We start from the raw sequence: 19,063 nt of genomic DNA on the forward strand, positions 1-19,063 counted from the left end.
CTATCGGCCCCGGGTGTCACACCCGGGGCTTCTTTTTTGCCGTGACTGCAAAAATCACAACAAAGTCGCAAAGTGGCACTTGATTTTCCGCGGAAAACTGCGAAACGTGCGCCCCGGGGCGCGTGGCCTAGGCCCGCTCCGTCAGAGTTAATTAAAAGGGACACGACATGAACAAGAACGATCTGGTCACGCAGGTCGCCGAGAAGGCGTCGCTCAACAAGGCGCAGGCTGGTGCTGCCGTTGACGCGGTCTTCGCGACCATCACCGAAGCGCTGAAGGCTGGCGATGAAGTCCGCATCGTTGGTTTCGGCAATTTCGTCGTGACCGAGCGTGCTGCTTCCGAAGGCCGCAACCCGCAGACCGGCGAGCCGCTGCAGATTGCTGCTTCCAAGCAGCCGAAGTTCCGCGTCGGCAAGGGCCTCAAGGACGCTGTGAACGCCTAAGGAGTTTGCGTGCCGTACACTGTGCGGCACGCTTCATTGATGGCGCGGTCCTTAACAAGATCGCGCCTTTTTTGTTGCTCGGCGAAGAGATTGGATCGGCCGCAAGGTCGCTTGCAATCGGTGGGGCGACGGATTACAGCAATGTCGTTGCGCCGAGGCCAGCCCCGACGCGACCCCTTTGAGGGCGGTTAGCTCAGTTGGTAGAGCGCCAGTTTTACACACTGGATGTCGGCGGTTCGAGACCGTCACCGCCCACCAAATTTCCCAAATCAAAACAATGGTTTCTGCAAGTTCAGCTTGCCATGGCGTCGTCTTGTCCTGATGGGGCGCGAGCGGTGTCAGCCTGACTTGCGTTGCGCGAACTCAACCGCGCGGTCCAGGCTCAGCCAGCCGCCACCCCAGACAACCAGTGTCAGCGCCATCGCGGCCCAAGGCAGATGGAAGTTCGCCCAACCGTCGGGAACGGTGAGTTGAATCACCGCGGTCATCCCCAGGAGGCCGAGCGCGGCGAAGCGGGTGCCAAGCCCCAGGACGAGGAGAATCGGCAGCAGGATCTCGCAGCAGCCGGCAGCATAAGCCATGGGGATGGGGGCCGGGTAGGGGAACTCGGCGCCGAGAATGTGCAGCTTGAACTCTTCTTCAAAGAGGTAGCGCGCGCCGAGCGAGAGATTGAACCAACCGTCCCATTTGGTCAGTCCGGAGGTGAAGAAGGGGACAGCCAGCGCGAAGCGCAAGGCCAGAAGCGGCACTGATTGCGGGATTGCCGCGAGCCAGGTGTTTGCTCTGGCGATGGTCGACGGTGCCGGGTGCGAAGTTGCGAGCGTGCTCATGCGTGATCCTCAATGGAGGGGGTAAGGGCGACCAGTGCTCCGATGGAGACAAGACCCACCAGGCATGTTCCGAAGTCGAACTTGGGGTAAGCGGCAGCGGCTTCGGCCGCTTCGCCGAGCGTATGTCCTCTGATCAGGTGATCGACAAAGGCCGCTTCTGCGGGTTCGAGGCTATGGAGCAGCACATCGGAGTCAGGGCGGATGACGAGGACGGATTCGCCGCTCCCAAGTTCGAAGCGGGGAACGTCGGGCTCCTGGTGTAGCGCCCAGATGGTTGCGACGGGATAGTCCGAGTGTAGCCAGCCCGCAGATGGATGGAAGAACGCGCGGCAGTCGGCGAGTTGATCGGGTGGAATGCGGGCAAGGTCTGCGACCGTCATCGGCTGGACGTCGGCGGCGCCGTAGGCATGAGACCAGCGGACTTCCAGCATCGCAACGTCGGCGAGATAGGGCACTGCCGCGATCTCGACCAAGCTGGCGACGAAAGCGGGAAAATCGTCGCCATAGGCGAACATCAGCGGCGAAGCCGGCTTGTGTTCTGCCACGTAGGCGCGGGCCATGCCGCGGAAGAACGGATCGCCGACAATGCGGCGCGTCACGGCAAAGCGAGCTTCAAGCGCGCCGACCAGTCCCACGTGGACGTTGTTGCGATAGACGGCAAAGCGTAGCGGATCGATCGGCCCCTCAGGGGTGACGATGTCCTGTGGTGGGGGAAGGGCGGGATCGGTGACGGCTGCGGCAAAGCGGGCGAGGGCAGCGGCGTGGTTCATGATGCCCGCCTCAAGTTCAGGAAACCTCGCGCCAGGACGTCGTCGACCCTCGCGGCTTCGGCATAAAGCACCGGGAAGTCCGGCACGTCATTGTCCCACTCGATCAGGGTTGGGCGGGGTCCGGCGAGGGCGATGACGTGTTCATAGAGGGCAAAGACGTCCGGGCGGGTTTCCGAGCCATGGGCATCGATCAGGAAGCGCTCGCCTCGGCCGTCGACAGCCTCGTCATAGCCGCCAAGGTGAATCTCGCCGATGAGTGGCAAGGGGAAGCGGTCGATATAGGCATAGGGGTCGACGCGATGGTTGGTGCAGGAGACCATCACGTTGTTGACGTCGAGAAGCAGTCCGCAGCCTGAGCGGCGCGCGACTTGGGTGAGGAAGTCGATTTCGTCGACGTCGGAAGCCTCGAACAGCACATAGGTTGAGGGATTCTCGAGCAATATTGGCCGGCCGAGCACAGTTTGGACGGTGTCCACATGTTCGACGACGCGCGCCAGCGTTTCCGCGGTATAGGGCAGCGGCAGAAGATCGTTGAGAAAACCGATGTCGTGGCTCGACCAGGCGAGATGTTCCGAGACGGCCAGCGGTGCGTAGCGTTGCTCCAGGACCCGCAGGCGTTCGAGATGGTCGCGGTCGAGCGGACGGGCTGCCCCGATCGACAGGCCGACGCCGTGCAGGGACAGTGGATATTGCTCGGCAATGGCGGTGAGGTGCCGGTGTGCCGGGCCGCCGGCCATCATGTAGTTCTCGGCGTGAACTTCGAAAAAGCCGACGTCGGGCCTTTCTGAATGGATGGTGGCGTAGTGCTGGGGCTTGAGCCCCAGACCGGCGCGGTTCGGCAGGGAGGACGGGCGGTTCGGCATGGCTTGCTCCGCTGTGAAGGGGGCGGCCCGTCGCAGGGCCGCCCGTGATCAGGGTCAGGCCTTGGGAACGTCGCGCATCAGCGGGGTGAGCGAGCCCATGCGCCCCTCGGGCAGCATCATGGTGGCGCAGGTGCCGGCGGGGACGGCCTTCCACTCGTTGCCCTGGTAGTCGATCTTGGAGGTTCCGGCGCAGGTGGTGCCGGCGCCAGCAGCGCAGTCGTTCTGGCCCTTGAGGGCGACACCGAAGCACTTCTCGGTCTTCATGTCGGCGGCGGAGGCGGAGGAAACGGCAAGGCCGGCGATGGCCGTGGCAAGCGAACCGGCGAGGGCGAGCGAGAGATTGAGCTTGGACATGTTGAATTCCTCTTCTGGAAGGTTGGCAGGGCCGGCGTCTACCGGCCACATCTTCCAATTCGAGAGGGCGCGTGGTTTGTTACGCTGCGTCAGGATCACGAAAGCGTGATAGACATTTCGAGTTCCGGCCGGATTTTCTTGCCTGACGCTGTAACAAAACGCGTGGTCTGGCGAAGTCGTACATGGAGACAAGTGTGGCGGCTGACATGGAGCAAGAGCTGGCTGAGTTGATGCGGGCTGCGCTTGGCGGAGAGGATGTCGCTTATGCTGCGTTCCTCAGGCAGGTCTCTGGCCTGATCCGCAGCTTCGTGCGCCGCAAGCTGGGTGCCGGCGGCCCCGCTGAGCCCGAGGATGTGCTGCAGGAGGTGCTGCTCGCGCTGCATCTCAAGCGCCACACCTGGCGCGCCAGCGAACCGATCCTGCCCTGGGTTTATGCGATTGCCCGCTACAAGGTCGTCGATGCCTATCGTCGACGGGGGCAGCGGGTGGTCGTCGACATCGACGATCTCTCTGATGTGCTGGCTGCGCCAGAGCAAGAGACCGCCAGTGAGCGTGACATCGAGCGGGCTCTATCGTCGCTACCGGCCGGGCAGCGGGCGGTGGTCACCTCGATCTCGCTGGAAGGACGGTCGATCGGCGAGACGGCCAATCGGCTGACCATGAAGGAAACGGCGGTGCGTGTGGCGCTGCACCGCGGACTGGCGGCGATTGCCGCGAAATTCGGACGGACGTGACACCATGAAGACGGAAGACCTGATCCGCGCCCTGGCCAGTGATGGCACTGTGAAGGCGCCTTCGCCGGAGCGGACTTGCGCCCGGGCGATCCTGTTGGCCGTGCCGCTGGCTGCTGCGGTTTTCCTTGTGATCCTGCGACCGCGCCCGGATTTCATGGAGTCGCTGGACAGTTTGCGCTTCCTGAGCAAGTTCCTGGTGACGCTGACGCTGTTTGCCACCATGGCTTACGCGACCATGCATCTGGCGCGACCGACAGGGCGCGCGAGCGCCTGGTCCTTCGTGCTGACGCCGGTGCTGGTCGTTCTGGTTGCGGCGATGGAATGGCTGGTGCTGCCCCCCGGGACGAGGCTGCCTGCCATGTTGGGGCATAACGCATTGATCTGCATGACAGCCATTCCAGTCATCGGTCTGCTGCCGCTGGGTGTGTTCATCATGGCTTTGCGCCAATGTGCACCGACGGCGCCGGCTCTGGCGGGTACCATCGCCGGGCTTATGGCGGGTGGACTGGCCGCGACCTTCTATGCCTCCCATTGTACGGACGACTCTCCGCTGTTCGTCGCGCTCTGGTACTCGCTTGCGGTGGGTGTGCTGGCGATCGTTGGGGGCCTCGCGGGACGCTGGTTTGTCCGCTGGTGAGTCTGAGTCGACTCGTCGATCGCTTGGGTTTGTTTGTCGGGCTGTTGGCGAGCCGATCTACGGGGTTGGACTGTCTTGCACTACCAAGACTCTCGCTTATTGACGGCCTTTTTTTGCGAAATTGTCTGCGGCATCAATCCATCGCTTTGCACGCCAACCTCAAACGAGTCACCGGTTTTGTCTAGTGTCGCGCAATATGTCTTTATTTCGTTAAGTTCCAAAAAATGATGTAGCGGGTCCCTTATGAGGTTGGTCAGTGGGACTTCGACAACCAACTTCCAGGTGGATACTAGGATTTCTGTTACTGCTCAGTCCATTGGCGCCTAACTCAAGCACCAACTGTCGCAAGTTTTCGTTCAGGGCAGTAGTGTAATCACTTATGTTTTTTGAGGGTGATATCCAGACGATCGGTCACTTGTCTGTTGACCCCAGCGTAGCGGGGGGAGCAAGCGGCTTGCGAAACATTGCGTTTCCGACCAAAATCCCTCTCTGACTCAGCAGGCATTAAAGTCGGACACACAAGTTCGCGATTTGCCGTTCCGCAGCCGGGAGGCAGCATGTCGTTGCAGATGAACTCAAAAATCGCCGCTCCCCGCAGTCTGGTCACAAGTCCTGACGGGCGTTTGGCACTCAGTTACGGCTGCGATGTCACCCCTGATCCCAAAGCTGCACTTCATGTTCATTTCGACGCCTTGATCTCCATAGGCGGGACGGGATGGCTGGTTGCCGGCTGGGTGGTCGATCCGGGCCGATGTTTGACAGGTGCCGTGTTTGTCGGTTGCGGGGATGTTGTGCTCGCGGATCTGGCTCTGAAAAGGGCCGCACCGGGTCCCGCTGGCGATGGTTCCAGCTTTCCGTTTCTAGGCTTGTTGCCGCAGCAGCGTGGTTCTGTCGGACTGACCGTCACACTCGAAGCTGACGATGGCGCGGCGTTGACCGGATTGATCTGGCCGACAGGTAACGTTCAAGACGTAGAGGAATTCATCGGACGCTGTTCCTTTGAGGCCGCTCTGGCAGCAATGCAGCGCCTTGTCGACCAGCACCGGGTCTTGTTTGGCGATAACACGGTCATCGCTTCGCAAATCGACGAGGTGCTCGAGACGTTTTATGGACGAATCCAGAAGAATCCCCTCGAAGAAGCTTCGCTTGGGATGCCCATCGCCGCTTATCTCGACGTGGCGCAACGTGTCGGCGCCATCGGTATTCTGCTGAAGGGATGGGTCGTTCACGTCACCCAGGACAAAATGGTGTCGGTGACGCTCAAGAGCTTTTTCGGTCGGCAGGTGCAGCTCGATCTTCCCTTGCCGGCATCGACCCGTCTCGACGTGGTGGAAGCGCTTGCCAGCACTGTTCCCGGCGGCAATCTCGATTGCGGAATCGTGGCCTTCGCGCCTTGCGCCGATGTTCACGCTGAGGACAAGCGCTGGTTTGCCGAGTTTGCGACCATGAGCGGGTCTCTGTTCAGAATCCCGTTTCGACTCGCCGTTCCGACTTCACCACGCAAACTGGCCGAAGAGGTTTCGATGTGGGCCGAGGAGACGGTGATAGATGCCGTGGATCTTTATGCGCGGGCGCTCGGACCGGCGTTGTCCGAGCTCTGGCGGCTGGCTCTCGAACAGAAGCCTCACCCCAAGGATAACGTCTATGGTCGCTTGCCTGAGGATCCAGAGGTTTCCATCATCATTCCGCTCTACGGGCGGGTGGACTTTCTGAAGCACCAGATCGCCAACTTCGCCAATGACGCGGACTTCCGCCATGGAACGGCACGAGCCGAGTTGATCTATGTTCTCGACGATCCGCGGCGGGCCAAGGAGGTGGCCTTGCTCGCCGATACGGTTGCCAAGCTCTATGACGTGCCGTTCCGGCTTGTCGACCTGCGCGCCAACTTCGGCTATTCCACCGCAAATAACGTTGGGGCGTCCGTCGCGCGGGGGAAATACCTAATCCTTTTGAATTCCGACATCATCCCAAAGGCCAAGGGCTGGGTGTCGCAGCTCTTGGCGACAGCGGAAACGGTGCCGTCACTTGGTGCTCTCGGATGCCGTCTGCTGTTCGACGACGGATCGATCCAGCATGCCGGGATGGAGTTTCGCCCGGCTCCGGTCCTGCCGGGAACGTGGCTGAACCATCATTCCAACAAGGGCTTGGCCGTATCCTTCGATCCGGTTCGGGGGCAAGCCGAGGTGCCGGCCGTGACGGGGGCTTGTCTGCTGACGCCACGTGCCGTGTTTGCCGAGCTGGGCGGTCTGTCGACCAACTATATCATTGGCGATTTTGAGGACTCCGACTATTGCCTCAAAGCGCGCCAGTCCGGACGTGCGATCGTCTATACCTCCGAGGTCGAGCTCTATCACCTTGAGCGACAATCCATGCGAATGATCGGCGATGGTCGTTACAAGTTGACGCTCTTCAACATGTGGCAGCACACGAACCGCTGGGGAGATTTGATCGAGCAGGTCATGGACGCTCCCGGCGTCTGACGGCACGGCTGCGATTGCGATGGTTGTCATACCTACCCGTTAGTCCGGAGCGTGGTGATCGCTCGCGAGCTATGCTCCGCAGGCCAGCTTGCATCTGGTGCTCGACCTGCGGCAGCGGTGATCGACGGCATTCCCTGGGGATTTCGATGCCGCCCAAATGCCGGATCTGGTCTTCCCTTGGAGGGGGTGGCTAATTTAATCGTTTTCTGTCAATACCTTATTGCACTCTAGGTCCTCAATCGGTCGATGGAGAAAGACGACCTGTAGGCGTGATCGTTTTTTGACGGGTTGGGGGTGGTCGTATAGTCTTGCCGCGTTGCTGGGTGAATAGAATCAAGTTGGATTTTAGGGGGCGGCGGGACATGAGCGGGGTTACGACGATCATCATTGCGCGCGACGACCTGTCTGTACCCGGTGTCACGCGCAAGCCGACTGGCGGCGGTCTGCAGGCTGCGGAGGACCGTAATCTGTTTGATGTGTTGGACGAACGCGTTCCGGATGTTCTGGTGCTCGATTGCCGCGGTCCCACACGCAATGGCTTGCCCGCGATCGAAAAGATACGGGAACGGACGTCGGTTCCGCTTCTGGTCATCTGTGAGGCTGACGACCCTCTGCAGGGCAAGTATCTGATGAATGGCGCGACCGACTGCCTGCAGTCACCGTTTGACATCCTGATTTTCAACAGCATGCTGCAGGATATTGTCCAGCGTTCCCGGCAAGGGCATGACGACGCTCTTAACCGCCTGCTGCCGATGTCCTTTTCGGGCATCAACTTCGATCCGCGCGACAACTCATTGCAATATGGCGCCAATGTGCTGAAGTTGACCACGTCCGAGAGCCGACTGATCGTGCATTTTGCCCGCAAGCCTGGTCTGATCTGCTCGCGGCAGGAGCTATCCGAAGTGCTCTATGGTGACCGCCGCCCGGTCAGCGACAGGGCGATCGACGCGATCATCGTCCGACTGCGCAAGAAGCTCGGCGATGTCAGCAACGGCACTGCCGACGGTCTGATCAAGACGGAATTCCGGCTTGGCTACATGTTCACCAGCCGCGTTGACGACGTCATGCCTGTCTGAGAGTGCTGCGTGCAAAGGCCAGGTCCGCGACCGTAAGTTTGATCGGTCGGGTGGGCGGCCAGCCAATGAGGGAAATGTGGGGGATGGAGATCGAGCGGACCGCGATCGCCGATGTGCTGCTGATGCGGCCCAAGAAATTCGGTGACGCTCGGGGCTATTTCATGGAAACCTTTCGCGCCGACCAACTGGCCGAATGGATTGGTCCACAGGCTTTCGTGCAGGACAACCAGTCGATGTCGGCTGAGCAGGGTACCGTGCGTGGTCTGCATTTTCAACTTGAGCCGCGGGCGCAGGGCAAGTTGGTTCGCTGCGTCGCTGGCGCGCTGTTTGACGTGGCGGTCGACCTTCGCCGGGGATCACCGACCTTCGGCCGCCATGTCGGCGTCGAACTCACGGAAGAAAATGCGCTACAGTTGTGGGTCCCTGCCGGATTCGCACATGGTTTCTGCACTTTGGTCGACAGGACAGTGATCGCCTACAAGGTGTCGGACTATTATAGTCCGGAGCATGATCGCGGCCTTAGGTGGGACGATCCCGCGCTTGGGATCGACTGGCCGGTCGAGCCCGACAAAGCCGTTCTGTCCGTCAAGGACAAGATGCAGCCGGCCCTGGCGGATCTGGCGTCCAATTTTGTCTATCGGCCGTGAGCATGGACGGCGACGGTTTCGTTCATCGGCTGTCATAGGAAGCGAGTGATGCGTGTTCTGGTCACCGGCGGTGCCGGATTCATAGGGTCTGCGGTCGTTCGTCATCTTGTGCTCGTCAAGGGCTACGAGGTGCTGACTGTCGACAAGCTAACCTACGCAGGTACGCTGACATCTCTGTACAAGGTCGATGGACATCCGCTGCACCGGTTCTTGAGGGCCGACATCTGCGATCGCTCGGCCATGGTAGAAGCCTTTGCGAGCTTCCGGCCCGACCGTGTGATGCATTTGGCAGCCGAGAGCCATGTCGACAGGTCGATCACCGGTGCGCGCGATTTCGTCGAGACCAATGTCATCGGCACTTTCACCCTGCTCGATGTGGCGCGCAACCATTGGGAAGGCTTGCCTGCCGTCGATCGGGCTGCCTTCCGTTTCCTGCACGTGTCGACCGACGAAGTCTACGGATCGCTTGGCGCGGATGGCCTGTTCACAGAAGCGACGGCCTATGATCCGTCGTCGCCCTATTCGGCATCCAAGGCGGCGTCAGACCACTTGGCCAAGGCCTGGCAGCGGACCTACGGGCTACCGGTCGTCGTATCAAATTGCTCCAACAATTACGGCCCCTATCATTTTCCCGAAAAGCTCATCCCGCTGATGATCCTCAACGCGTTGGAGGCCAAGCCGCTGACCATCTATGGCGACGGAGCCAATATTCGCGATTGGCTCTATGTGGAGGACCATGCGCGCGCTCTTGATCTGATTGCCGAACGGGGGCGACCGGGGCAGACCTACAACGTCGGCGGTCGCAACGAACGCCGCAATCTGGACGTGGTGCAGCACATCTGCACGCTGATGGATGCCCTTCATCCGCAAAGTGGGCCGCATGAGCGGCACATTGCGTTCGTCGAGGATCGTCCAGGCCATGATGCCCGCTACGCCATCGACGCGACACGACTGGAAACAGAACTCGGCTGGCGAGCCGAGGAGACTTTCGAAACCGGCATAGAGAAGACGGTCCGCTGGTATCTTGAGAACGAATGGTGGTGGGCGCCGCTGCGCCAAGGCTATGACGGGCGCCGCCTGGGGCTTGTTGGCACGGGGCGCGAGCCATGACGCGGCGCCGTTATGTCGTGACGGGATGTCAAGGGCAGGTGGTGACCTCGCTCAAGGAGCGTGTCGCCGACAGGCCTGACATCGAACTGGTTGCACTCGGGCGTCCCGAGCTTGACTTGTCCGATCCCTTGACGATCGACGTGGCAATCGCCTCGGCGCGTCCGGACCTACTCATTTCCGCAGCCGCCTATACCGCCGTTGACCAGGCAGAAGACGACCAGGCTGGTGCGATGGCCGTCAACGGGGTGGCGCCAGGCAAAATCGGCGAGGTTGCAGCCCGGTTGGGTGTGCCGGTGATCCATCTCTCGACGGATTATGTTTTCGACGGGAGCAAGGCGAGGTCCTACATAGAAGACGATATCGCAGAGCCCGTCAGTGTCTATGGAACCTCCAAGCTGTTCGGCGAGCGGGCTTTGGCGGCGGCGACCTCCGACCATGTGATCTTGCGAACAGCCTGGGTCTTCAGCCCATTCGGTCGGAATTTCGTAAGGACCATGTTGCGCCTTGCAACGACCCGGTCTTGCCTCAGCGTGGTCGACGACCAGATCGGCAATCCCACCTCGGCTCTGGATCTCGCGGACGGCATCCTTGCGGTGGCGGACAATCTTCTGACTTCGCGCCGTCCAGAGTGCAGGGGGCTATTCCACATGGTGGCTGCCGGTGAAGCCACTTGGGCTGACGTCGCGGTCGAGATCTTTCGATTGTCAGCCGAACGAGGCGGGCCGAGCCCACAGGTGGAACGCATCCCCACGTCAGCCTTTCCGACGGCGGCGCGGCGGCCGGCAAATTCCCGGCTGGATTGCAGCAAGCTGGCCGCCTGCCATGATGTTCAGTTGCCCGACTGGCGAACTGGATTGGCGTCGGTGGTTGCCCGACTGTTGGAGACGAAAAAACTTGGTGCGAAGAGTTGCTGACCTTTCGGATCCATTGAAGCGCGAAGACTATGCAGGCAGCGCCGGATCAAGGGAGTTGATTCGATTCTTGCATATGTGGGTTCGCTGCAGGCTCGGGGCTGTCAGCAGTAGATCGGTGCAAAGCCGGTCGGGGGCCGTTCAAACGGACTTCAGAGCGGTGAGTGTGGTGAGGAGTTGGGGGCATGAAGGGCATAATCCTTGCCGGCGGCAGCGGGACGCGTTTGCATCCGATGACGCTGGTGACCTCGAAGCAATTGATGCCGGTCTACGACAAGCCGATGATCTACTATCCGCTGTCGACCCTGATGCTCGCCGGGATTCGCGAGATTCTCATTATCTCGACGCCGCATGATCTGCCTCAGTTTGAACGCCTGCTGGGCGACGGGCGCGATTGGGGGCTGTCCTTGAGCTATGCCGAGCAGCCGTCTCCGGATGGACTGGCGCAAGCCTATGTCATCGGCGCGGATTTTGTTCGCGGCGAGTCGTCCTGCCTCATCCTTGGCGACAATATTTTCTACGGCCACGGCATGACCGAGCTTCTCACCCACGCCGCTCGGCGGACCGAAGGTGCCACCGTCTTCGCCTATCACGTCAGCGACCCCGAACGGTATGGTGTCGTCGAGTTCGACGATGCGATGACGGCAGTCTCGATCGAGGAAAAGCCAGCCACTCCCAAATCCAATTGGGCCGTGACCGGTCTCTATTTCTACGACGCGCAAGTGGTTGATATCGCTGCCAACCTGAGGCCATCCGCACGCGGGGAGTTGGAGATCACCGACGTCAACCGCGTCTACCTCGAGCGCGGCGCGCTGAACGTTGAGTTGATGGGGCGCGGCTATGCCTGGCTCGACACAGGAACCCCGGACAGCCTGATGGACGCGGGCGATTTCGTCGGTACTTTGCAAAAACGTCAGGGCATCAAGATCTGCTGCCCCGAAGAAATCGCCTATCGACAAGGTTTCATCGATACGGTCCAGGTCACTGAACTGGGGCGTCGGCTCGGCAAGAGCGAATATGGACGGTATTTGCTCGGTCTCGGATCTCGTCGGTGAGGAAACCGCTACTGAAGGGGCTGCTCGTGGATTGGCATGACGAAAAATTGCGAGGCGTGTCGGTCTTGGTGACCGGCGGGCTTGGCTTCATCGGTTCGAATGTTGCCTGCCGGCTTGCCGATCTTGGCGCCGATGTTCTTGCCGTGGATGCCATGATGGCCAATTGCGGCGGTAACCTTGCCAATATCGCTGGCTACGAGGACCGCATCAAGGTCGACCGGACGGATCTCAGCCAGGATGCCAATCTCGACAGGTTGGTCGAGGGGCGACAGATCATTCTGAATTGCGCCGGGCGGGTTGCCCATTATGACTCCATGGTCAATCCGATCGCGGATCTCGACTCCAACGTGGTGGCGCAGGTCAACCTGCTGGAGGCTTGCCGACGGTCGGCGCCGCAGGCGGCCATCGTCTTCACCTCAACGCGGCAGATCTACGGCAAGCCGCAGAACTTGCCGGTGGACGAGCAGCACCCGTTGCGCCCGGTTGATGTGAATGGCATCAACAAGCTGGCGTCCGAACACTATCATCAGCTCTATCACGACATTCACGGCTTGCATGTGGTGTCACTCAGGCTGACCAACACGTTCGGCCCACGCATGCGAATCAAGGATGCGCGACAAACCTTCCTGGGCGTCTGGCTGCGGGCCGTGGTCGAAGAAAGGAGCTTCGAGGTCTGGGGTGGCGATCAACTTCGCGACTTCAGCTACATCGACGATGTTGTGGAAGCGATGCTGCTAGCCGCCACGGTGTCGGCTTGTTGGGGACAGATCTACAACATCGGGGGAACACCGCCGGTTTCCTTGTTGGCTTTGGCCGAACAGCTTGTTCAAATCGCCGGTACGGGTCGATTCGAACGCAAGGTCTTTCCGGCCGAACGCAAGGCGATCGATATCGGCGACTATTTTGCCGACGACACGAAATTCCGGCGGGCGACGGACTGGTCCCCGAAATGGAGCCTGGAGGCCGGTCTGGCTGCAGCCCTCGACTATTACAGAAGGTATCTCGATTGCTATGTCTGACCCTTTGGCCCGCCAAGCATTCGTCCCTCAGATGGACCTCAAGGCATTCTACGATCAACACGGAGCCGAGGTTGATGCTGCCGTCGCCAGGGTTCTGAGCAGCGGCTGGTATATTCTGGGCAAGGAAGTGGAAGCCTTCGAAGCTGCCTTTGCCTCCGAATTGGACCTCGGTACGGCCGCCGGCGTCGGCAACGGTACCGATGCGCTCATGCTGGCCCTGCGCGGTCTTGGAGTTGGACCCGGCGATCGGGTTGCCACCGTATCGCACACGGCGGTTGCGACGGTGGCGGCCGTCGAACTGATCGGGGCGGTGCCGATATTCGTGGACATTGATCCGATCTTCTTCACCCTGTCGCCCCAGTCTCTGGCTCGCTGCGTCGAGTCCGTCGACGGAATCAAGGCCGTCGTGGCGGTTCACCTCTATGGACAGCCCGCTGACATGGCTGGTATTCTCGATGTCTGTCGGCCCCGTGGTATTTGGGTGGTCGAAGACTGTGCGCAGGCGCATGGCGCCAGGATTGGCGCGACGACCGTGGGGGGTATTGGCGACTCGGCGAGCTTCAGCTTCTACCCGACAAAGAATTTGGGAGCCTTCGGCGATGGGGGGGCCGTCTCGGCCCGCAATCCGTCCGTCATCGAGACTGTTCGCTGCTTGCGCCAATACGGTTGGCGGGAGCGCTATATCAGCGATGTTCCTGGCTACAATAGCAGGCTTGACGAACTGCAGGCGTCCATTCTGAACGTCAAGCTCGGCTATCTCGCCGAGGGTAACAAACGGCGTCGTGCCATAGCCGCACGTTATCAAACCGGATTGTCGGGGCTGAACCTTGTGCTACCGCAGGAAGCGCCGGGAACCACACATGTCTACCATCAGTATGTGGTTCGACACCCCGAGCGGGATCGAATAGCCGCGGAACTGCGAAGCGTCGGAATCGGCACGAACATCCACTATCCGGTCCCGGTTCACTTGCAACCGGCCTATCGCGGGCGGCTTGCGGCTGACCCGGACGGACTGTTGGCCACGGAAGCCGCTGCCCGCGAGGTGTTGAGCCTGCCCATGTATCCAGAGCTTGAAGATAAGGCGGTCGATCGGGTGATCGAGGCGGTGAGGAGCGTGGTGTAGGTTGGTCGCTTCGCAATCCGATTGGCCCGGCCTTCCCCTGTGAGTTTTTGTAGACGATCACTCCCGCGTGCAATGCATACTAGAGAGAAGTTGCTCCGATGACTGAATTGAGAGGCCAGCCGACGGCCCAGGCCGAAAGGTTCCGGAACTACGAGACGTTGCAGGATGAGGATCGCTTTGTTGCTGCGGGCGGACATGCTTTCCTGGATCGCCTGAAGGCGATTTGCGACGACCCTTCGCTGGTAGCGGTCAGCTTTGACTTCTTCGACACCATCGTGTGGCGGCCCTATCAGCAGCCTGTGGATTTGTTCTGGGAACTGGGGGAGAGGCTGGTTGCCACAGGCATTCTTCCTGTCGATTTTACTCCGGCCAAGTTCATGCAAGCGCGGATCATCGCCGAAGGCAAGGCTCGGCAGCGCAAGACCCGCGAAGGTCGTTTCCACGAGGTTTCACTTGCCGAAATCTACGCCGAGTTCACCGGCCTCGGTGCTGAAGCTCGTGGTCGTGCGGCCGACACCGAGGTCGCAGTCGAAGCCGCCCGGACCTGCCTTGATCCCGTGATCGCCGAGGCGATCGACTATGCCGTGGCCGCCGGCAAACAGGTTCTGATCATCTCCAATACCTATCTGTCCAGGGAGCAGCTTGCGCAGTTGTTGGTGGGGAAGGGGGCTGCGGAGTTCGCACTTGAGAATATCCACTGCTCGTCGGACTATGGAATAGACAAGGAGGCCGGCCTGGTCTCCCTTGTCTTGTCCGAGCGGCGGCTTCAGCCGTCCGCTGTACTGCACGTCGGGGACAGTTGGCACGCAGACGTTGATGTACCCGGTCTGGCCGGTGTCAGGACCCTGCATTACCCGAAATTTGTCGACATCTATCCGGCGCTTGTCGATCGGGAAGCGCAGATGCGTTCCTTTGGTCAGGCTTCGGAAGTCCCCGTCATGTCGGTGCTGCAGCAGGTGAGGAGGTCGCATCTCAACGCGACGGGGATCGAAGTGCCGATGTCCGTCAGCGAGCGGATCGGCGCCTTCATCGTCGGCCCCACGCTGGCGGCCTATGCGCATTGGCTGCTTGAAGAGGTGGAGCGGCAGGGAAACGCGCCGGTCCTTTGCCTGACTCGCGAAGGCCTGCTGCTCAGCGAGACCTTCCAGTCGGTGGCAGCGCAGATCGGCCGGACCGATTTTCTCTCGATTCCGTTCCTGTCGTCACGCGCCATCCTCTTCAGTGCGTCATTTTTCGATTTCTCCGAAGACGAACTCGAGACCTTCCTGCTGTCGCGTCGCACCCCCTTTACCATGCGCTCCTTCTGCACCCTCGTCGGATTGGACGCAGAGAAGCTATCCGGAGAGCCACTGCCTGCCGCCTATCTCGATTTTCCCCTCATTGCCGACACCCCGCTGACGTCTGTCTTGATCGCCGAGCTCGCCAGGAACGCGGACTTGCGGCAACAGACGCTCGCCTACTCGGCGGCGCGGCGGGACATGTTCAAACGCTATGTGGATGCCGTCTTTGCGCGTCACGGCGTCGGCATCGAGCAGGGACACCTCTATGTCGCTGACGTCGGATGGTCGGGGCGGTCGCAGCGGTTGCTGGAGCGGATTCTGGGTGCCATTGGTTATCCGGTCTCACTGCATGGCCTCTATATGGCGACGGACACGTCTTCGCACGTGGAGCATATGCTGGGCCTGAGGGCCAAGGGCTGGCTCTATGACGGTGGCAGCCCGGTGCAAAGCAGCCGTCTCGGTCTCCAGTCCAAGGAAATCATCGAACAGGTTTGCTCCTCGCATCTGGGCGCAGTGAACAGATATGACGATCAGGGAGACCCGGTTTTCGGCAGCGAGAGCAAAAGCTTCCGGCAGCGGAATGAACTGCGCAAGCTGCGTAATGCGGCGCGCGGTGCGATCCGCGAACATGGCGCCAATCACGCGATGACCAAGGGATCGGGCCTCGTGTCGACCCTGCTTGATGCGGCTGCCTACCGAAATGCCTATGCCGCCCTCATTGCCTTTCCGTCCGACGACGAATTCGAACTGTTCGGTACCTGGGCGCACGAGGAAAACAACCTGTCGGACAATGTGGAAAGTCTGAGTTCGCCTTACTGGCGTACCTTTGCGGCCTATGCGACGCCACAACAGTTTTTGGAAGCAAATGTCTACTGGAAATTGCCCGAGTACCAACGGACACGTCCAGCCTTAGCTGATGGCCTGTTGCTCAAGATGGCCGGGTTTCATGCGAGCGCCGGTGAGACGCCTCAGGCTTATTCAGTACGCTTCACCACGCAAGGCGAGAACCATGACGCGCAGAAGCTGGCGTATTTCTCTGCGGATGGTCGAGCGATCCTGTCGGCAGCCCGGGTCTGCGACGCGGAATGCAGCGTCACCTTCCGGAACTTGGGCGCGCGTGCATTTGTCGTCGATGCCGTGTTGACCTGCGTGCACGACACGCGCGACCGGTCGCGACATGAAAAGGCGATGACCGGCGATCTGACCAAGTATCCGGAGACATCGGCTAGTGCCGCCTTCGTGCCTGAGGGTGGCGAATTTACGGTGAGGATTTCAAGACCGGCGATGATGATGGTGCCGCTTTCCGTCATTCTTTGCGTGCGCGTCGCGTGATTTGGGGGATTTGAGAGATGGCCAGGATTGCAATGGTGTCGCCGGCGCCGATCAAGGGATCTGGTGGAGTGCGCACGATACTCACCTACGCGGATGCCTTGAGGTCGAGGGGACACGACGTTACGGTATCGTTCTTGCCCGACGGCAAGGCGCTTGGCGGAGATCTGTCCGCCTTGGTGGAACGCTACTACGGGATATCAGGCCTGCGAGCTGGGGTCTTTCCGTTCGGTCTAGATACGGCCGATCTGGCCATTGCGACCCGATGGGATACCCCAGCAGCGATCCGCCGCCAGTTCACCGGCCGATTGGTGCATCTCATTCAGGACATCGAAGCCTGGTTCAATCCGGTCGGCGACGCCTACCTGACTGCGGAAAACAACTTCCTGTTCGACTCAACCTTTGTCACGCTGGGGCACTGGCTCGCAAAGAAGCAACAGCTCGACTATCAGGCGCCGTCCTTCACCATGGACTTTGGCTTTGACAACCAGACCTATGGCTTGAAGACCGCCTATGAGGATCGACCAAAGCGCATCTGCTTCATCTATCAGCCCGAAAAGCCGCGCCGCTGTGCCCGGATCGGCATCGAAGCCCTAGGGATCGTCAAGCATTTTCATCCCGATTGCGAGATCGCCTTCTATGGCAATGATACGCCGGCGCGGCTTTGGTATCCGGTCGTCAACCTTGGCATTCTCCCGCCGCACGGTTTGAATGATCTCTACAACTCCTGCGTGGTGGGGCTTTGCATCAGTTCGTCCAATCCGTCGCGCATCCCCTTCGAGATGATGGGATGTGGTTTGCCGGTGGTGGACGTCTATCGCAGCAACAATCTTCATGACTACTCGGACAAGGATGGCGTTCTCCTTGCTCATCAGACCCCTGAATCGCTGGCCAAGGCCATGATGGCGATTCTGGAGGATCCGGCTCTGGCCAATCGTCTGTCGAAGGGCGGGCTCCAGTTCTCCATCGATCGATCCCTTGAGATCGAGACCTCGCAGTTCGTCGCCTATGTCGAGCGTGTCCACAGCGGCGCAGCCCCGGATATTCGTACCGATGCGATGCCCCGCTATCGTCGCGCCCCGATCATTGCCGATGCCTATGATCTTTCAAGGGCGCGAGCCTTCTGCGATCGCCAAGGGAGGGAGTTCCTGTCGCTGTCGGTGGAGGAGGGCGTCGGGTCGACACATAAGGTGGCTGGCGGAGCGACTGAAGACCCATGCAACATCATCCCCGTTTCGAAAATGATCCGCGCGTTGCAGACGAGTACGTCGCCGGGAATTGATTGGGATCAGGTGAGCTTTCCGGAAGAGCGCTCGATACAGACCCATCCGGTTACCGGAACGCCGATAACGGCTGTGTTGCACAAGGCCGTGCCGGTCGGTGTGCGGGAACTTCGGGCTGTCGTGAAAATCGCACATGCTTCGGCAAGCCCGATGGAATTTGCTTTCGCCCTCGTGCCGGCCCTCGACGGCGAGGATACGCTAGCTGCTCCTGACGATGATGTCTGGGTGTCGCCCAATGCCTCGTCATGGAATGTCGTGCATCCGGTGGACGATGTGGAGATCTCTGCGGTGCTGCCGGAACCGACCAAGGAAGTTATGGATCTTCATCTGGCTGTGCGGGTTCCGGACGGGTCGGTTGATGCCTTTTCCTGGTGCCGCTGGCTGTTGTTCCGCTATCTGACGACCACGGTCGCAAAGGAGACGGACGATGCCGCGCCTCATCGTTGATCGTGCCGGGCGCCGAGTTTTCGGCTGGGCTTTTTCGCAGGATGATCGGCAAGTTGTTCCGACGGTGGAGCTGCGGCTCGACGGCGTCGCCATCGCTAGCCAGCCGGCAAACCTTTCGCTATCCGATGCCAATTTCCTGCTGACTATTGACGAGACTCATCGGCACGGTTTCGAATTTCTCGTGCCGCCCGAGGTGTTGCGGATGCATGCCGCGGATCTGACTGTGGGTGTGTCGGGCAGTCGGTCGGCTACGCCGGTCCCGCTTCCGGAAGACCGTGTCACCGGAACGATGTCGGCCCTCTTCGTTGACCATGTCGATTTCCGCGGTTTCCGAGGGTGGGCATGGGACGCGCACACGCCTGACGGCCCTGCGAATGTGGAATTGACTGCAAAGGTGACCGCCTCGGATGGCTTTACGATGAGTTTCCGCGCCGATCAATTTCGTCAGGATCTGACGGTCAAGGGGATCGCGCGCGGCAACTGCGGCTTTGCCATGGCTTGGCCAGTAGGCTTGCCGCTGGCGGCCCGCCCGCATGCGATCTTGAAATGCGGGACGGTCCGCGTGCTGATCGGCCGCAAATATGCGAGGCTTGAGACACCGGTCGGCCTCGATCTGCCTGGATATGTTCTGAGCTTGTAGATCTGGGCTAGTGCCAATTCTGCATGAATTGT

18 protein-coding genes and 1 tRNA gene are annotated in these 19,063 nt (G+C 60.5%); 15 read left to right on the forward strand and 4 right to left on the reverse strand.

Going from position 1 to position 19,063, the window contains the following annotated elements:
• Positions 1-167 precede the first annotated feature (167 nt).
• Both hbs and L2I41_RS01465 read left to right on the forward strand, forming a co-directional pair.
• Positions 168-443: a non-specific DNA-binding protein Hbs gene (hbs, locus tag L2I41_RS01460; RefSeq protein WP_237151718.1), complete on the forward strand. Its 276-nt coding sequence runs from the start codon at positions 168-170 to the stop codon at positions 441-443.
• A gap of 182 nt (positions 444-625) precedes the next feature.
• A tRNA-Val gene (locus L2I41_RS01465) sits at positions 626-701 on the forward strand.
• A gap of 80 nt (positions 702-781) precedes the next feature.
• On the opposite strand, the gene L2I41_RS01470 is transcribed toward L2I41_RS01465, so the two are convergent.
• From L2I41_RS01470 to L2I41_RS01485, 4 genes are read right to left on the reverse strand one after another with little or no spacing between them, the layout of a single operon-like run.
• On the reverse strand, positions 782-1,273 hold the full coding sequence (locus L2I41_RS01470; protein ID WP_237151719.1) for a DoxX family protein: 492 nt from the start codon (positions 1,271-1,273) through the stop codon (positions 782-784).
• Positions 1,270-2,043 carry an HvfC/BufC N-terminal domain-containing protein gene (locus tag L2I41_RS01475; protein ID WP_237151720.1) on the reverse strand — a complete coding sequence of 258 codons (774 nt, stop codon included), beginning with the start codon at positions 2,041-2,043 and terminating at the stop codon, positions 1,270-1,272. The genes L2I41_RS01470 and L2I41_RS01475 overlap by 4 nt, the downstream gene beginning before the upstream one ends.
• Positions 2,040-2,906 carry an MNIO family bufferin maturase gene (gene bufB / locus L2I41_RS01480; protein WP_237151721.1) on the reverse strand — a complete coding sequence of 289 codons (867 nt, stop codon included), beginning with the start codon at positions 2,904-2,906 and terminating at the stop codon, positions 2,040-2,042. Before bufB ends, L2I41_RS01475 begins: the two co-directional genes overlap by 4 nt.
• Positions 2,907-2,960: 54 nt before the next feature.
• Entirely contained in the window at positions 2,961-3,260 is a 300-nt protein-coding gene (locus L2I41_RS01485; protein WP_237151722.1) for a BufA1 family periplasmic bufferin-type metallophore, read from the reverse strand.
• Between the two features lie 194 nt (positions 3,261-3,454).
• Here L2I41_RS01485 and L2I41_RS01490 point away from each other — a divergent pair, with 194 nt between their 5' ends.
• The 13 genes from L2I41_RS01490 to L2I41_RS01550 all read left to right on the forward strand — a co-directional run bounded on the left by L2I41_RS01490 (position 3,455) and on the right by L2I41_RS01550 (position 19,031).
• Complete coding sequence (locus tag L2I41_RS01490; protein ID WP_237151723.1) at positions 3,455-3,994, forward strand: sigma-70 family RNA polymerase sigma factor; 540 nt, start codon at positions 3,455-3,457, stop codon at positions 3,992-3,994.
• A gap of 4 nt (positions 3,995-3,998) precedes the next feature.
• Positions 3,999-4,631, forward strand: coding sequence for an NrsF family protein (locus L2I41_RS01495; RefSeq protein WP_237151724.1), 633 nt, complete (start codon positions 3,999-4,001; stop codon positions 4,629-4,631).
• Between the two features lie 557 nt (positions 4,632-5,188).
• Positions 5,189-7,111 carry a glycosyltransferase family 2 protein gene (locus L2I41_RS01500; protein ID WP_237151725.1) on the forward strand — a complete coding sequence of 641 codons (1,923 nt, stop codon included), beginning with the start codon at positions 5,189-5,191 and terminating at the stop codon, positions 7,109-7,111.
• Positions 7,112-7,419: 308 nt separating this feature from the next.
• Positions 7,420-8,187, forward strand: a complete 768-nt coding sequence (locus tag L2I41_RS01505; protein ID WP_237151726.1) for a winged helix-turn-helix transcriptional regulator — start codon at positions 7,420-7,422, stop codon at positions 8,185-8,187.
• Between the two features lie 83 nt (positions 8,188-8,270).
• Positions 8,271-8,834 (forward strand): dTDP-4-dehydrorhamnose 3,5-epimerase, encoded by a 564-nt coding sequence (rfbC, locus tag L2I41_RS01510; protein ID WP_237151727.1) that lies wholly within the window; start codon positions 8,271-8,273, stop codon positions 8,832-8,834.
• A gap of 48 nt (positions 8,835-8,882) precedes the next feature.
• Positions 8,883-9,944 (forward strand): dTDP-glucose 4,6-dehydratase, encoded by a 1,062-nt coding sequence (rfbB, locus tag L2I41_RS01515; protein WP_237151728.1) that lies wholly within the window; start codon positions 8,883-8,885, stop codon positions 9,942-9,944.
• Positions 9,941-10,858 (forward strand): dTDP-4-dehydrorhamnose reductase, encoded by a 918-nt coding sequence (rfbD, locus tag L2I41_RS01520; RefSeq protein WP_237151729.1) that lies wholly within the window; start codon positions 9,941-9,943, stop codon positions 10,856-10,858. The genes rfbB and rfbD overlap by 4 nt, the downstream gene beginning before the upstream one ends.
• Positions 10,859-11,040: 182 nt before the next feature.
• Positions 11,041-11,910, forward strand: a complete 870-nt coding sequence (gene rfbA, locus L2I41_RS01525; RefSeq protein WP_237151730.1) for a glucose-1-phosphate thymidylyltransferase RfbA — start codon at positions 11,041-11,043, stop codon at positions 11,908-11,910.
• Positions 11,907-12,929: an NAD-dependent epimerase/dehydratase family protein gene (locus L2I41_RS01530; RefSeq protein WP_237151731.1), complete on the forward strand. Its 1,023-nt coding sequence runs from the start codon at positions 11,907-11,909 to the stop codon at positions 12,927-12,929. Before rfbA ends, L2I41_RS01530 begins: the two co-directional genes overlap by 4 nt.
• Positions 12,930-12,960: 31 nt before the next feature.
• Positions 12,961-14,052: a DegT/DnrJ/EryC1/StrS family aminotransferase gene (locus L2I41_RS01535; RefSeq protein WP_237151732.1), complete on the forward strand. Its 1,092-nt coding sequence runs from the start codon at positions 12,961-12,963 to the stop codon at positions 14,050-14,052.
• Between the two features lie 98 nt (positions 14,053-14,150).
• Positions 14,151-16,664, forward strand: coding sequence for a hypothetical protein (locus L2I41_RS01540; protein WP_237151733.1), 2,514 nt, complete (start codon positions 14,151-14,153; stop codon positions 16,662-16,664).
• A 17-nt stretch (positions 16,665-16,681) separates the two neighbouring features.
• Positions 16,682-18,391: a rhamnosyltransferase WsaF family glycosyltransferase gene (locus tag L2I41_RS01545; RefSeq protein ID WP_237151734.1), complete on the forward strand. Its 1,710-nt coding sequence runs from the start codon at positions 16,682-16,684 to the stop codon at positions 18,389-18,391.
• On the forward strand, positions 18,372-19,031 hold the full coding sequence (locus L2I41_RS01550; protein ID WP_237151735.1) for a hypothetical protein: 660 nt from the start codon (positions 18,372-18,374) through the stop codon (positions 19,029-19,031). Before L2I41_RS01545 ends, L2I41_RS01550 begins: the two co-directional genes overlap by 20 nt.
• Positions 19,032-19,063 lie beyond the last annotated feature (32 nt).

Source organism: Oryzibacter oryziterrae (genome assembly GCF_021864535.1).
Classification (GTDB): Bacteria; Pseudomonadota; Alphaproteobacteria; order Rhizobiales; family Pleomorphomonadaceae; genus Pleomorphomonas; species Pleomorphomonas oryziterrae.

What these genes read in the sequence shown, in the direction of transcription:
- L2I41_RS01540 (WP_237151733.1), top strand. Translation starts at nt 14,151, where the DNA reads ATGACTGAATTGAGAGGCCAGCCGACGGCCCAGGCCGAAAGGTTCCGG.
- rfbC (WP_237151727.1), top strand. Translation starts at nt 8,271, where the DNA reads ATGGAGATCGAGCGGACCGCGATCGCCGATGTGCTGCTGATGCGGCCC.
- L2I41_RS01535 (WP_237151732.1), top strand. Translation starts at nt 12,961, where the DNA reads ATGGACCTCAAGGCATTCTACGATCAACACGGAGCCGAGGTTGATGCT.
- L2I41_RS01545 (WP_237151734.1), top strand. Translation starts at nt 16,682, where the DNA reads ATGGCCAGGATTGCAATGGTGTCGCCGGCGCCGATCAAGGGATCTGGT.
- rfbD (WP_237151729.1), top strand. Translation starts at nt 9,941, where the DNA reads ATGACGCGGCGCCGTTATGTCGTGACGGGATGTCAAGGGCAGGTGGTG.
- rfbA (WP_237151730.1), top strand. Translation starts at nt 11,041, where the DNA reads ATGAAGGGCATAATCCTTGCCGGCGGCAGCGGGACGCGTTTGCATCCG.
- hbs (WP_237151718.1), top strand. Translation starts at nt 168, where the DNA reads ATGAACAAGAACGATCTGGTCACGCAGGTCGCCGAGAAGGCGTCGCTC.
- L2I41_RS01485 (WP_237151722.1), bottom strand. Translation starts at nt 3,260, where the DNA reads ATGTCCAAGCTCAATCTCTCGCTCGCCCTCGCCGGTTCGCTTGCCACG.
- L2I41_RS01470 (WP_237151719.1), bottom strand. Translation starts at nt 1,273, where the DNA reads ATGAGCACGCTCGCAACTTCGCACCCGGCACCGTCGACCATCGCCAGA.
- rfbB (WP_237151728.1), top strand. Translation starts at nt 8,883, where the DNA reads ATGCGTGTTCTGGTCACCGGCGGTGCCGGATTCATAGGGTCTGCGGTC.
- L2I41_RS01550 (WP_237151735.1), top strand. Translation starts at nt 18,372, where the DNA reads ATGCCGCGCCTCATCGTTGATCGTGCCGGGCGCCGAGTTTTCGGCTGG.
- bufB (WP_237151721.1), bottom strand. Translation starts at nt 2,906, where the DNA reads ATGCCGAACCGCCCGTCCTCCCTGCCGAACCGCGCCGGTCTGGGGCTC.
- L2I41_RS01475 (WP_237151720.1), bottom strand. Translation starts at nt 2,043, where the DNA reads ATGAACCACGCCGCTGCCCTCGCCCGCTTTGCCGCAGCCGTCACCGAT.
- L2I41_RS01495 (WP_237151724.1), top strand. Translation starts at nt 3,999, where the DNA reads ATGAAGACGGAAGACCTGATCCGCGCCCTGGCCAGTGATGGCACTGTG.
- L2I41_RS01500 (WP_237151725.1), top strand. Translation starts at nt 5,189, where the DNA reads ATGTCGTTGCAGATGAACTCAAAAATCGCCGCTCCCCGCAGTCTGGTC.